Genomic DNA, 13,580 nt, shown 5'->3' on the forward strand with positions numbered 1-13,580 from the left:
TTATTCAGGCATCTTCAGCGGGCTCGGCGAGATGATCACGCCGTTGTTATCCGCATAAATGTAGTGGCCCGGGTGGAACGTCACGCCGGCGAAAGTCACCGGTACGTTAAGGTCGCCGAGACCGCGTTTTTCGGTCTTCATTGGATGGCTGGCCAGGGCCTGAACTCCGAGATCGGTCTGGGCGATGACGTCAACGTCACGAATGCAACCGTAGATCACCAGCCCTTCCCAACCGTTTTTCGCAGCTTTCTCGGCGATCATGTCGCCCAACAGCGCGCGACGCAGCGAACCGCCGCCATCGACCACCAGTACCTTGCCGTCACCCTTGAGTTCGGCTTGCTCTTTGACCAGCGAGTTATCTTCGAAACATTTGATGGTCACGATTTCGCCGCCGAAAGAATCACGGCCGCCGAAATTGCTGAACATCGGTTCCAGCACCTGCACCAGCTCCGGATAGGCGTCACACAGGTCAGGCGTGAGGTAATGGTTCATCGAGAAACTCCTGTTAAAGGAAGACGATCTAGGATGCCGCATTCTTTTGAGACGAGCTCCGGCAGTCGCTGTTTACCCTGATTCATGCAATGTTCGCTGAATGAACCTGAACATACGCTGAAACGTAATAGCTAAACAGCCACCATTTATGACCAGAACCGCACAATGCGTCATATCTTAGCCGCAAGCCGACCTGAGCGAAATGCCCTTTTCAGCCCCTTGTCCTCAACCCGCGGCCGCCAGATCCGGCTTGTCGCCGAGCAATGGCGTCTGCTGATCCTGCAGCCAGCGCGCCACCAGCGGCCAGACTTCGGCCTGTGCAGCCTTGCTCACCAGCATCTCGACGTGACCGAAATTGTCACTGAAACCCTGCTCACGCCCCAGATTGACGAATTGCTTGTGCTCGGAGCCGATCTGCTCGAACAGCTTGCGACAGGCCCACGCCGGATCCTGATGATCGCCCGCCGCCGTCACGGCCAGCACCGGCACCTGCACCTCGGCCAGGCCAGCCCACCAGTCCTTGTCCTTGTCGCCAAAACGCCCGAACAAGCCGTACCAGCGCATGCTTTCCAGCGCCAGCCCGATCGGCTCGTCTTCCGGGCCGCGCTTGAGGCGTGAGCCGGACAACTGCGCGAAACGCTTGAGAATGAAGCGCCCGCTCCACTCCACCGGTGGAATCTTCAGCGGCCAGTACGTGCGACTGACCTGCGTGCCGAAAAACGCCGCGGAAGCCACGGCTGGCTCGCCAAGGTATTCGCCACCCAGCGCCGCCGCCAGGGTAATGCCGCCCAGCGAATGGCCGATCCAGTGTGGCACCTGCCCGCTCTGCTCGCGCACGAACGCGGCAATCGCCGGCAGATCGTACCGGGCGTAGTCAGCCACGCGGTTGCGGCGGTAGTCCTGGTTGCGCTGCGACAGGCCATGGCCGCGCATCTCCGGAATCCATACATCAAAACCCAGACGCGTCAGGTACGCGCCCAGCCCAAGGCCCTTGGGGGAAAACCAGAAGCGTCGATTGGAAAAACTGCCGTGCAGCAAAATCACCGGCACGCCGCGCGGCGTGGTGTCATCGGCCATGCCCAGACGGGTCACGGCGATTTCCACGGACCAGTCGGGACTGTTGCCGGGTTTCAATCGATACACATCTTCGCTCAGATCACCGCGACGTTCGGCGCTGATCAGGGCGACAGGAAACAGGTTGCTGCTGCTTTGCATAATGCTCTTGCACAAAAAAGGGCGGCATCTACAGGAGCCCGCCCTACTTCAATCTCAAAGCCCCCGACCTTTGTGGGAGCGGGCTTGCTCGCGAAAGCGGTGTATCAGCCAACATTTGTGGCGGATCTTATTCCGTCTTCGCGAGCAAGCTCGCTCCCACAAGGGGAACGGGCCGTTCACATATGGATCAGGCCTGGGCCTGACCTTCCGCGAGGAAGAACCAGGTTTCCAGTACGGAATCCGGGTTCAGCGACACGCTTTCGATGCCCTGCTCCATCAGCCATTTGGCCAGATCCGGGTGGTCCGAAGGGCCCTGACCGCAGATACCGATGTATTTGCCGGCCTTGTTGCACGCGGCAATCGCGTTGGCCAGCAGCTTCTTGACCGCCGGATTACGCTCGTCGAACAGGTGCGCGATGATCCCGGAGTCACGGTCCAGCCCCAGGGTCAGCTGAGTCAGGTCGTTGGAACCGATCGAGAAGCCGTCGAAGAATTCGAGGAATTCTTCAGCGAGAATCGCGTTGGATGGCAGTTCGCACATCATGATCACGCGCAGGCCGTTGTCGCCACGGGCCAGGCCGTTTTCGGCAAGCAGATCGACCACCTGGCTGGCTTCGCCGAGGGTACGGACGAACGGCACCATGATTTCGACGTTGGTCAGGCCCATCTCGTTGCGCACGCGTTTCAGTGCGCGACACTCGAGTTCGAAGCAATCGCGGAACGCTTCGCTGATGTAACGCGAAGCGCCACGGAAGCCCAGCATCGGGTTTTCTTCTTCCGGCTCGTAGAGCTTGCCGCCGATCAGGTTGGCGTACTCGTTGGACTTGAAGTCCGACAGCCGCACGATGACCTTCTTCGGCCAGAACGCAGCAGCGAGGGTGCTGATGCCTTCAACCAGTTTTTCGACGTAGAAGCCGACCGGATCGTCGTAACCGGCGATGCGCTTGTCGACGCTGTCCTTGATTTCTTGCGGCAGGCCGTCGTAGTTCAGCAGTGCTTTCGGGTGCACGCCGATCATGCGGTTGATGATGAATTCCAGACGGGCCAGGCCGACACCGGCGTTCGGCAGTTGCGCGAAGTCGAAGGCGCGGTCCGGGTTGCCGACGTTCATCATGATCTTGAACGGCAGCTCCGGCATGGCGTCCACGGAGTTCTTCTTGACGTCGAAGCCCAGCTCGCCTTCGAAGATGTAACCGGTGTCACCCTCAGCGCAGGACACGGTCACGCCCTGGCCATCCTTCAGCAGTTGGGTGGCGTTGCCGCAACCCACAACCGCCGGAATCCCCAGCTCACGGGCGATGATCGCCGCGTGGCAGGTACGCCCGCCACGGTTGGTGACGATGGCGCTGGCGCGCTTCATCACCGGTTCCCAGTCCGGGTCGGTCATGTCGGAGACCAATACATCGCCGGCCTGGACTTTGTCCATTTCCGAGACGTCCTTGATGATCCGCACCTTACCGGCGCCGATGCGCTGGCCGATGGCACGACCTTCCACCAGCACGGTGCCGGTTTCTTTCAGCAGGTAACGTTCCATGACGTTGGCCTGGGTGCGGCTCTTCACGGTTTCCGGACGGGCCTGCACGATGTACAGCTTGCCGTCGTCACCGTCCTTGGCCCACTCGATGTCCATCGGGCAGCCGTAGTGCTTCTCGATGATCATCGCCTGCTTGGCCAGCTCGCTGACTTCGGCGTCGGTCAGGCAGAAACGCGCGCGTTCGGCCTTGTCGACATCGACGGTCTTCACCGAACGACCGGCCTTGGCCTCGTCGCCGTAGATCATCTTGATCGCCTTGCTGCCGAGGTTGCGACGCAGGATCGCCGGACGACCGGCTTCCAGCGTGCCCTTGTGCACATAGAATTCGTCGGGGTTGACCGCGCCTTGTACGACGGTTTCGCCCAGACCGTAGGCGCCGGTGATGAACACCACGTCACGGAAACCGGATTCGGTATCGAGGGTGAACATTACGCCGGCCGTACCGGTTTCCGAACGCACCATGCGCTGCACGCCGGCCGACAGGGCGACCAGTTTGTGGTCGAAGCCCTGGTGCACGCGGTAGGAGATGGCACGGTCGTTGAACAGCGAAGCGAACACCTCTTTGGCGGCGCGGATAACGTTTTCCACGCCACGGATGTTCAGGAAGGTTTCCTGCTGACCGGCGAACGAGGCGTCCGGCAAGTCTTCGGCGGTGGCGGAAGAACGCACGGCCACGGCCACATCAGGGTTACCAACCGACAACGCGGCGAACGCGGTGCGGATCTCGGCATTGAGTTTTTCAGGGAATTCGGCGTCCATGATCCATTGACGGATCTGCGCACCGGTCTTGGCCAGTGCATTGACGTCATCGACGTCCAGGGCGTCGAGAGCCTTGTGGATCTGATCGTTGAGGCCGCTCAGTTCGAGAAAGTCGCGATAGGCCTGCGCGGTGGTGGCAAAGCCGCCGGGGACCGACACACCGGCACCCGCCAGGTTGCTGATCATCTCGCCCAGGGATGCGTTCTTGCCCCCCACATGCTCAACATCGTGTTTGCCGAGCTTATCGAGGGAAACTACGTACTCTACCAAGGTGATCTCTCCACTAACTGTGTTGGAAAAGCTCAGAAACCGGCAGCTCGGGGGAGCGTTGGCCGGCTGTATGGCCTGGACCTGGAAAATAAGTGAGAATGCGGGCCATTGGCGGCCGGCAATCGCGCCTATCATATCCAAGATTGATGACTAGCTTAAGGCCCAAGGTGCAAATGAAACGATCTGCTTTCTTTATCTCCGATGGCACCGGCATCACTGCCGAAACCCTGGGTCAAAGCCTTCTGGCGCAGTTCGAAAACATTACCTTCAGCAAAGTCACGCGGCCGTATATCGACAACGCGGACAAAGCGCGGGCCATGGTACAACAAATCAACAAAGCCGCTGAAACCGACGGCATGCGCCCGATCATCTTCGACACCATCGTCAATCAGGACATCCGTGAGATTCTCGCGACCTCCAATGGTTTCATGATCGACATTTTCTCGACCTTCCTCGCCCCTCTGGAGCAGGAACTGACCGAGCATTCTTCCTATACCGTCGGCAAGTCGCATTCGATCGGGCACAACTCCAATTACATGGAGCGGATCGAGGCGGTGAACTTCGCTCTCGATAACGACGACGGCGCGCGCACCCACTATTACGACAAGGCCGATCTGATACTAGTGGGCGTGTCGCGTTGTGGTAAGACGCCGACGTGCCTGTACATGGCGATGCAATTCGGCATTCGCGCGGCCAACTACCCGCTGACCGAAGACGACATGGAGCGCCTGACCCTGCCGACCGCCCTGCGCGCCCATCAGCACAAGCTGTTCGGCCTGACCATCGACCCGGATCGCCTCACCGCGATCCGCAACGAGCGCAAGCCCAACAGCCGTTATTCGAGCTACGCCCAGTGCGAATTCGAAGTGCGTGAAGTGGAAAACCTGTTCCGCCGCGAGAACATCCCGCACATCAACTCCACGCATTTTTCGGTGGAAGAGATTTCGGCGAAGATTCTGGTGGAGAAAGGCGTGGAGCGGCGGTTCAAATAGATTTTTGGCGTCTGTTCTGACGCCTTCGCGAGCAAGCCCGCTCCCACAGGTTGATCGAGTTCCTCCAGTTGGAATGCGATCGCCTGTGGGAGCGGGCTTGCTCGCGAAGAACGATTACACGGTTTCCGTTAATGCCCGCGCCAAAGCCTCGAAGCCGGACAGCAACAACCGGTCATCTCCCACCGCATTGCACACACTCGCTCGAATGAACTGCGGCACCGCCGCATGCCCGACCGCAAAGGCCTCGGCGGTGGCCACCAGGTAGTTGTTTTCCTTCAGCTCCGCCGCAATCTGCGAGGCGCGCCACAGCTCCGGCACCTCGATCCAGAAGTGCGGGCTATGCGCATCCGCCTTGTAATTGAGCCCCGCCAACACCGGCGCGACCAGCGCCTTGCGTCGGCCGATTTCGCTGATCTGCTCATCCAGCAAACGCTCGGCCATGCCGTTGTCGATCCAGCGGCTCGCCAACTCCATCGCCAGCGGATTGGCCATCCAGCAGGTGCCACGAATAGCCGCACTCAGGCGCCCGATTAGCGCTTGCGGTGCATGCAGATAACCGACCCGCAGACCGGCTGAAACGGCCTTGCTCAGACTGCCGATCAACACCGCGCGCTCGGCGGCGAAATGGCTCAGCGGCAACGGTCGCTGGCGGGCCAGCACCGCATGTGCGTCGTCTTCGAAAATCAGCAGATTGTGTTGGCGACAGATGTCGGCAATCGCCTCACGCCGTGGCACCGACATGACTGCCGCCGTCGGGTTCTGAATCGTCGGCGTGCAGTACAGCGCCGAGACGCGATGCTGCCGACAGATGTCGTCCAGCGCTGCCGGCAGCAGCCCTTCGTCATCCATCGCAACACCGATGAGTTTGATCCCCAACTGGCGTGCGACGCTGATCAGCCCCGGGTAAGTCAGATGCTCGGTAACCAACGTGTCGCCGGCCTTGAGCAGGCCCATCAAGGCGCACAGCAAGCCATGCTGGCCGCCATTGACGCACAACACCTGATCGGCGTGCGGCTGAAACGCGCCATGACTCAACCAGCGCGCCCCCGCCTGCCGATGCTGCAGCAAACCGCTTTCGACGGTGTAACCGGTCAACTGCTGCAAGCCGCGCGGATCACTGGCGAGGCTGTGCAGGGTCTGGCTCATGAATGCCGCTTCCTGCCCGGGGATCGGCTGATTGCGGCTCATGTCGAAACAGGCGCGCGGCTCATCGCTGACATTGCGAAAGCCCTTGTCCTGCGGCCGCTCCATCCCGCGCTCACGCACATAAGTGCCATCGCCGACCCGGGCCACCACCAGACCGACCCGCTCCAGTTCGCCATAGGCGCGACTGATGGTGCCGATGGTCACGCCCAGGCTATCGGCCAACAGCCGGTGCGGCGGCAATTTCGCTCCCGCCGCAATCACGCCTTCGGCGATGGCCTGCTGCACCGCATCCGCCAGGCGCTTGTACTTCACCCCCACCCCGTTGGCGAGGCCGTCGCGGAGGATTGACACCATGGCAATACTTACTTTGACAGTCATTGTCGCCCCGAATAGCGTGCGGAAAACAGGTTCAATCAGGGATAGCCCTTTTCAACAACCGGGTCAATTCTTTTGCTGCGGAGCACCAAGCATGTCGACTGCCATCAGCGCACCGCTGAACATCAGCAAACCCTGGCTCGCCGGACTGCTCACCAGCACCTTGTTTCTGATCGTCTGCCTGAGCTGGGGCACTACGTGGCTGGGGATCAAGATTGCCGTGGAAAGCGTGCCGCCACTGACCGCCGCGGGCCTGCGCTTTCTGATCGCCTTTCCGCTGTTCCTGAGCTTCGCCGCACTGCGCAGGGAACCGCTGCTGTTCCCGCGACAGAGCCGTTGGTTTTTCGTGTTCGTCACGCTGTCGTACTTCAGCCTGCCGTACTACCTGCTCAACTACGGCGAGATGCACGTTTCGTCCGGTCTGACAGCACTGCTGTTCAGTTGCATGCCGGTGTTTATCCTGATTTTTTCCGCGCTGTTTCTGCGCGAGAAAATCCTCCCCACACAGATGCTCGGTATCGCCATCGGTTTCGCCAGTCTGTTCATGATCATTCGCAGCCAGGGCCTGCATCTGGATCAGGCGGAATGGCTCGGCGTGCTGGCGATTCTGTGCGCAGCGATCCTGCATGCGCTGTGCTACGTGGTGACCAAAAAGCACGGCAGCGCGATCAGCGTGATCACCTACAACACCCTGCCGATCGGCATCGCCGGGCTGATGTTATTTATTGTCGGCTTGAACGTGGAAGCACCGGTATTCAAGGACGTGACCGCGCGCTCATGGGGCGCTCTGCTGTACCTCGGACTGGTGGCGTCAGTGGGCGGCTTTATCGTGTATTTCATCCTGCTCAAACGCCTGAGCCCGGTGCTGCTGTCGTTCGTGTTCATCATCTTCCCGGTATTCGCCCTGCTCATCGGCGCCTGGTACGAAGGCACGCCGATCTCGCGGGACCTGATGCTGTACTCGGCAATCCTGCTCGCCGGTTTCGCGATCACCAAGCTACCGCTCAAACGCTGAAACCCACGACCCGAGGTGAGCACAGGGCTCACACACCACTCAACTTTGAACATCGGAGGTTCAAATGTCGGTACACACCATGGAAACCCTCAGCCTGTTTAACAGCGAACCCTACCGGCGCGCCTTTGGTGCCCGAGTCATCGCTGTGGTCGATCAGGCCGTCGTGCTGGAACACACCCTTTTCTACCCAACCGGTGGCGGGCAACCGGGTGACACCGGGCATTTCAGTCTGGTGGATGGCACGCGGATCGAAGTCACCGGAACGGTGCGCGATCCCCTGCTGCCGTCGATCATCTGGCATCAGGTGCAGGAGTGCCCGCCGCAGCTGTGTACCGGCGCATTGGTCAACGCCAGTCTCGACTGGGAGCGGCGCTATCAGCACATGAAGATGCATACCTGCCTGCATCTGCTCGGTGCGCTGATCAATGCGCCGGTCACCGGGTGCAGCATCAGCGCCGACAAGGGCCGACTGGATTTCGATCTGCCGGAAATGACCCTCGACAAGGACAGCATCACCCGCGACCTCAACGCGCTGATCGAACAGGCCTGCACGGTCAATGTGCTGTCGATGCCGGCCTCGGAATACCCCACGCTGCTGGAGAAAAGCGGCAGCAAGACGGTCAAGCCGCCCGTCATTCAGGGTGAATTGCGCATGGTCGAGGTCAGCGGCGTCGACATCCAGCCCTGTGGTGGCACCCATGTGCACAACACCCGGGAAATCGGCCGGGTGTATTGCGAAAAAATCGAGAAGAAAAGCCGCAACAATCGCCGGGTAATCCTGCGTTTCGCCTAGGCGGACGGGCATTTACCGGATGAAAATTTCTTCACTTAAAACAGACACTGTCTTTACGTCTTTGTAACATCTGGAAATATACAATCCGCGCAAGCAGCGCATCCGGTTCCCAAACCGGATGCGCCAGCCCTCCTGGCCTGATGAATTCAGCGGGCCCGCAACATTCACCTCCCACTTGAACCTGAAGAACGAGCATCCGCTCATTCTCGGTGGGTCGTGCAGACAGAAGCTACGCTCAGACTGCCGCGCCCCCTTTGGACACCGCTGGAATCACTGCGTATGAAGAAAGTGTTCCGTCATTACATCCCGGCCACGACCCGGCGCTTGCTGCCCAATCGCTGGGACCTGATCGCCATGCCGCTGGTGATCGGCTTCTTGCTGTTTTTCTCGATCACCGCCCGGGAAACCTGGGCACCGATCGCCACCTTGCAGAGCGAGGTGATCTCTCTCGACCCGAGCAACCTGCCGGAATACGCCATGCGCACCACCCTGCGCATGCTCGCGGCGATGGTCGCGGCACTGGTGTTCACCCTGCTTTACGGCACCCTGGCCGCGAAAAGTCGGCGCGCCGAAAAACTGCTGGTGCCGGTGCTGGATATCCTGCAATCGGTGCCAGTGCTGGGCTACATCTCCTTCACTGTGACCTTCTTTTTGCTGATGTTTCCCGGCCGGGTACTCGGGGCGGAATTCGCCGCGATCTTTGCGATTTTCACCAGTCAGGCGTGGAACATGACCTTCAGCTTCTACCAGTCGCTGCGCATGCTGCCGCGGGATCTGGTGGAGGTGTCGACCAACCTGCAACTGTCCGGCTGGCAGAGTTTCTGGAAACTCGACGTGCCTTTCGCCATGCCCGGGCTGGTGTGGAACATGATGATGAGCATGTCCGGCGGCTGGTTCTTCGTGGTGGCGTCGGAAGCAATCACGGTGGGGGACCAGACCATCACCCTGCCGGGTATCGGCTCGTATCTGGCCATGGCCATCGCGCAGAAAGACCTGCACGCGGTGGGTTACGTGATTCTGACGATGATCGTGGTGATCCTGATCTACGACCAGTTCCTGTTCCGCCCGTTGGTGGCCTGGGCCGACAAGTTCCGCATGGAAAACACCGCCTCGCAGACCGCCGCGCCCGAATCCTGGGTACTGAACCTGATCCAGCGCACCCGATTGATCCAGCGCCTGCTGCGCCCGTTCAGCCGCGCCATCAGCCGGCTGGGCAACATGCGCTTGAACCTGCCGCGCGCGGCGCGCCACACCCTCAGCGCGGACAACCCGAGCAGATCGAAAATGATCGATTGGATCTGGGGCACCTTGATCGCGCTGCTGACGGCTTATGCGCTTTATCACATCGTCCTGTATGTCGGCACAGAAGTGACGCTCGCCGAGGTCGGCCATGTATTGCTGCTGGGGTTCTTTACCTTGCTGCGAGTGGCCGGTCTGATTCTCATTGCTTCGCTGATCTGGGTGCCGCTGGGAGTGATGATCGGCCTGCGTCCGGCGCTGGCGGAAAAGATCCAGCCGCTGGCGCAGTTCCTCGCGGCGTTTCCGGCGAACCTGCTGTTCCCGGTGTTCGTCATCGTGATCCTGCGCTACCAGTTGAACCCGGACATCTGGCTCAGCCCGCTGATCGTGCTCGGCACGCAGTGGTACATCCTGTTCAACGTGATCGCCGGGGCCAGCGCCTTCCCCAATGACTACAAGGAGGCCGCCGCCAACTTCCGCATTCGCGGCTGGTTGTGGTGGCGCAAGGTCATGCTGCCGGGCATTTTCCCGTACTACGTGACCGGCGCCATTACCGCCTCGGGCGGTGCGTGGAACGCCAGCATCGTCTCCGAATTCGTCTCCTGGGGGCAGGACAAAGTCGTTGCCCACGGTCTCGGGGCCTATATCGCCCAGACCACCGCCGCCGGAGATTTTCCGAAAATCACCCTCGGCGTGGTGGTCATGGCGATCTTTGTCGTGGCCTTCAATCGTCTGGTCTGGCGACCGATGTACGCCGTGGCCGAAAACAAACTGCGCCTGAACTGATGGGACTCGCTGCGATGAATACCTATACCGAACAAACCGCCGCCAGCCCCGAAATCTACTCGCTCAGCGATGTGAACCGGGTGTTTGGCAAGGGCAAGGAAGAACTGCAAGTGCTCAGCGGGGTCGATCTGACCCTGCGCGAAGGCGAGATCGTCGGCATGCTCGGCCGCTCCGGCTCCGGCAAATCCACCTTGCTGCGGATCATTGCCGGCCTGATCGAACCGTCATCGGGCGATGTCCTGTACAACGGCCAGCCGCTGCACGGCCCGGCCGAAGGTGTGGCGATGGTGTTCCAGACCTTTGCCCTGTTCCCGTGGCTGACGGTGCTGGAAAACGTCGAGGCCGGCCTGCAAGCCTTGCAGGTCGAACGCAAGGCTGCGCGTAAACGGGCGCTGGCGGCGATCGACCTGATCGGCCTCGACGGTTTCGAAAACGCCTACCCGCGCGAGTTGTCCGGCGGCATGCGCCAGCGCGTGGGCTTCGCGCGCGCGCTGGTGGTCAACCCGACCCTGTTGCTGATGGACGAACCCTTTTCGGCACTGGACGTACTGACCGCCGAAACCCTGCGCACGGATCTGCTGGACCTGTGGAGCGGCAAGCAACTGCCGATCAAGTCGATCCTGATCGTCACCCACAACATCGAAGAAGCCGTGCTGATGTGCGACCGTATTCTGGTGTTGTCGTCCAACCCGGGCCGGGTGGTGGCGGAAATCAAAGTGCCGTTCGCCCATCCACGCAACCGCCTGGATCCGGCTTTCCGGCAGATGGTCGACGACATTTACGCGCAGATGACTGACCGGCGCAGCGCCGATGCCAGCGTCGGCAAGCCCGAGCTGAAAATGAGCAGTCCGCTGCCTGAGGTCTCGACCAACCTGATGGCCGGTCTGATCGAAACCATCGCCGCCGAACCCTACAACGGCCACGCCGGCCTGCCCACCGTGGCCGAACGGCGTCTGCTGGAAGTCGATGACCTGTTCCCCGTGGCCGAGATGATCGAGCACCTCGGTTTCGCTGAACTCAAAGGCGCCGACATCACCCTGACCGACGCCGGCAAACTGTTCGCCGACTACGGCACCCAGGAACGCAAAACCCTGTTCGCCGAACATCTGATTCGCCACGTACCGCTGGCCGCGCGCATCCGTCAGGTACTACTGGAGCGCAATGGTCACCGCGCGCCACGGGTGCGTTTCGAGCAGGAACTGCAGGACTCGCTGACCGAAGCGTTCGTCGAGAGAACCCTGGAAGTGGTGATCGCCTGGGGTCGTTATGCGGAGATTTTCTCCTACGACGACCACACCGAAACCTTCAGCCTGGAGGATGTCGAGGGCAGCCTGTAGCCCGCGACACCTCTGGCGTTGGCCTAGATCACGAACAGGTCGACAAAGCGATTGACCGGCGTGGCTTCGAGCGCTTGCTGATCCTTGCACAGGGTGAAGATCTCGTTGCTGCGCTGGCCGGTGAAACGCGTCGCCAGGTTGGCCTTGAACTTGTCCTCCAGCAACGGGATGCCATCGGCGCGGCGGCGACGGTGGCCGATCGGGTATTCCACCACCACGTTCTCGGTGCTCGATCCGTCCTTGAAAAACACCTGCACCGCGTTGGCAATCGAGCGCTTGTCGGCCTCCAGATACTCGCGGGTGAAACGCGGGTCTTCGACGATGACCATCTTCTCGCGCAACACATCGATGATCGGGTGCGCAGCGTGGAAATCGTCCTCGTATTGCTCGGCCACCAGATTGCCGAATGCCAGCGGCACGGCGGTCATGTACTGAAGGCAGTGGTCGCGGTCGGCGGCGTTGGCCAGCGGTCCGACCTTGGAAATGATGCGAATCGCCGACTCGTGGGTGGTGATGACGATGCGGTCGATTTCATGCAAGCGGTTGCGCACCAACGGATGCAGGGTCACCGCCGCTTCGCACGCCGTTTGCGCATGGAATTCGGCGGGGAAGCTGATCTTGAACAGCACGTTTTCCATCACGTAACTGCCGTAGGGCCGCGAGAAACTGAAGGCACGTTTGCCTTCGGGCTTGAGCGCCAGATCATTGTTGGTGTGGCTGAACGACACGTCATAGAAGCCCCACTGCCTGGCCGTCAACACCCCGGGAATACCCATCTCGCCACGCAGGGCGATGTCGGCCAGACGCACGCCACGACTGGTCGCATCCCCCGCCGCCCATGACTTGCGCGACCCGGCGTTCGGTGCATGGCGATAGGTGCGCAGCGCCTGACCGTCGGCAAACGCATGGGACAACGCCGACAGCAGCTGCTCGCGATTGGCCCCCATCAGTTTGGCGGTGACGGCGGTCGAAGCGACTTTCACCAGCAGCACGTGGTCGAGGCCGACGCGATTGAAGGAATTTTCCAGCGCGATCACGCCTTGAATTTCGTGGGCCATGATCATCGCTTCAAGTACATCGCGAATCGTCAGCGGTTTCTCACCATTGGCAACGCGTTTTTGCGACAGGTGATCGGCCACCGCGAGAATTCCGCCAAGGTTGTCCGACGGATGCCCCCACTCGGCGGCGAGCCAGGTGTCGTTGTAGTCGAGCCAGCGCACGATGCAGCCGATGTCCCACGCGGCTTTCACCGGGTCGAGGCGATAGGAAGTGCCCGGCACCCGCGCCCCGAACGGCACCACGGTGCCTTCGACGAGTGGGCCAAGGTGTTTGGTGCACTCGGGAAACCGCAACGCCAGCAGGCCACAGCCCAACGTGTCCATCAGACAATTGCGGGCGGTATCGAGGGCTTCGTCAGATTCGATGTTGAAGGTGAGGACGTAATCGGCGATGTCCTGCAGGACACGGTCGTAGTCGGGACGGTTGTTCAGGTCGACGTTGGCGCTCATGTTCGATTCACTCTTGCAGTGGTTCGTTGATGGGACCTCGGTTCAGGACTAATTTTTCTTATGATTGAAATGCAATTCACTGTGGGAGATGTCAGGTTGCAATGATCCATTGTGGGAGC

Annotated in this window: 10 protein-coding genes; 5 read left to right on the forward strand and 5 right to left on the reverse strand. The window is 60.7% G+C overall.

Annotated elements, in window-relative coordinates:
* The 3 genes from rraA to ppsA form a co-directional block, all read right to left on the reverse strand.
* Nucleotides 1–492 carry a ribonuclease E activity regulator RraA gene (rraA, locus tag JFU48_RS27555; protein WP_003223289.1) on the reverse strand — a complete coding sequence of 164 codons (492 nt, stop codon included), beginning with the start codon at nucleotides 490–492 and terminating at the stop codon, nucleotides 1–3.
* Between the two features lie 225 nt (nucleotides 493–717).
* The gene (locus tag JFU48_RS27560) at nucleotides 718–1,707 is read right to left on the reverse strand and encodes an alpha/beta fold hydrolase (RefSeq protein ID WP_201138284.1); all 990 of its coding nucleotides are present in this window, start codon (nucleotides 1,705–1,707) and stop codon (nucleotides 718–720) included.
* 187 nt (nucleotides 1,708–1,894) lie between these two features.
* Entirely contained in the window at nucleotides 1,895–4,270 is a 2,376-nt protein-coding gene (ppsA, locus tag JFU48_RS27565; protein WP_201138285.1) for a phosphoenolpyruvate synthase, read from the reverse strand.
* A 173-nt stretch (nucleotides 4,271–4,443) separates the two neighbouring features.
* Between ppsA and ppsR the strand changes: the two genes are divergently transcribed.
* Nucleotides 4,444–5,262, forward strand: a complete 819-nt coding sequence (ppsR, locus tag JFU48_RS27570; protein ID WP_003223283.1) for a posphoenolpyruvate synthetase regulatory kinase/phosphorylase PpsR — start codon at nucleotides 4,444–4,446, stop codon at nucleotides 5,260–5,262.
* Nucleotides 5,263–5,376: 114 nt separating this feature from the next.
* On the opposite strand, the gene JFU48_RS27575 is transcribed toward ppsR, so the two are convergent.
* Nucleotides 5,377–6,786 (reverse strand): aminotransferase-like domain-containing protein, encoded by a 1,410-nt coding sequence (locus tag JFU48_RS27575; RefSeq protein WP_201138286.1) that lies wholly within the window; start codon nucleotides 6,784–6,786, stop codon nucleotides 5,377–5,379.
* 91 nt (nucleotides 6,787–6,877) lie between these two features.
* Between JFU48_RS27575 and JFU48_RS27580 the strand changes: the two genes are divergently transcribed.
* From JFU48_RS27580 to JFU48_RS27595, 4 genes are all read left to right on the forward strand, one after another.
* Nucleotides 6,878–7,798: a DMT family transporter gene (locus tag JFU48_RS27580; protein ID WP_201138287.1), complete on the forward strand. Its 921-nt coding sequence runs from the start codon at nucleotides 6,878–6,880 to the stop codon at nucleotides 7,796–7,798.
* Between the two features lie 64 nt (nucleotides 7,799–7,862).
* Nucleotides 7,863–8,591, forward strand: coding sequence for an alanyl-tRNA editing protein (locus tag JFU48_RS27585; RefSeq protein WP_103521146.1), 729 nt, complete (start codon nucleotides 7,863–7,865; stop codon nucleotides 8,589–8,591).
* Nucleotides 8,592–8,870: 279 nt separating this feature from the next.
* Nucleotides 8,871–10,616 (forward strand): ABC transporter permease, encoded by a 1,746-nt coding sequence (locus tag JFU48_RS27590; RefSeq protein WP_201138288.1) that lies wholly within the window; start codon nucleotides 8,871–8,873, stop codon nucleotides 10,614–10,616.
* A 14-nt stretch (nucleotides 10,617–10,630) separates the two neighbouring features.
* Nucleotides 10,631–11,953: an ABC transporter ATP-binding protein gene (locus JFU48_RS27595; protein WP_103484626.1), complete on the forward strand. Its 1,323-nt coding sequence runs from the start codon at nucleotides 10,631–10,633 to the stop codon at nucleotides 11,951–11,953.
* Between the two features lie 23 nt (nucleotides 11,954–11,976).
* On the opposite strand, the gene prpD is transcribed toward JFU48_RS27595, so the two are convergent.
* Entirely contained in the window at nucleotides 11,977–13,461 is a 1,485-nt protein-coding gene (prpD, locus tag JFU48_RS27600) for a 2-methylcitrate dehydratase (protein ID WP_201138289.1), read from the reverse strand.
* Between the last annotated feature and the right edge of the window lie 119 nt (nucleotides 13,462–13,580).

The organism is Pseudomonas sp. TH49 (assembly GCF_016650625.1).
In the GTDB taxonomy this organism is placed as follows: Bacteria; Pseudomonadota; Gammaproteobacteria; order Pseudomonadales; family Pseudomonadaceae; genus Aquipseudomonas; species Aquipseudomonas fluorescens_H.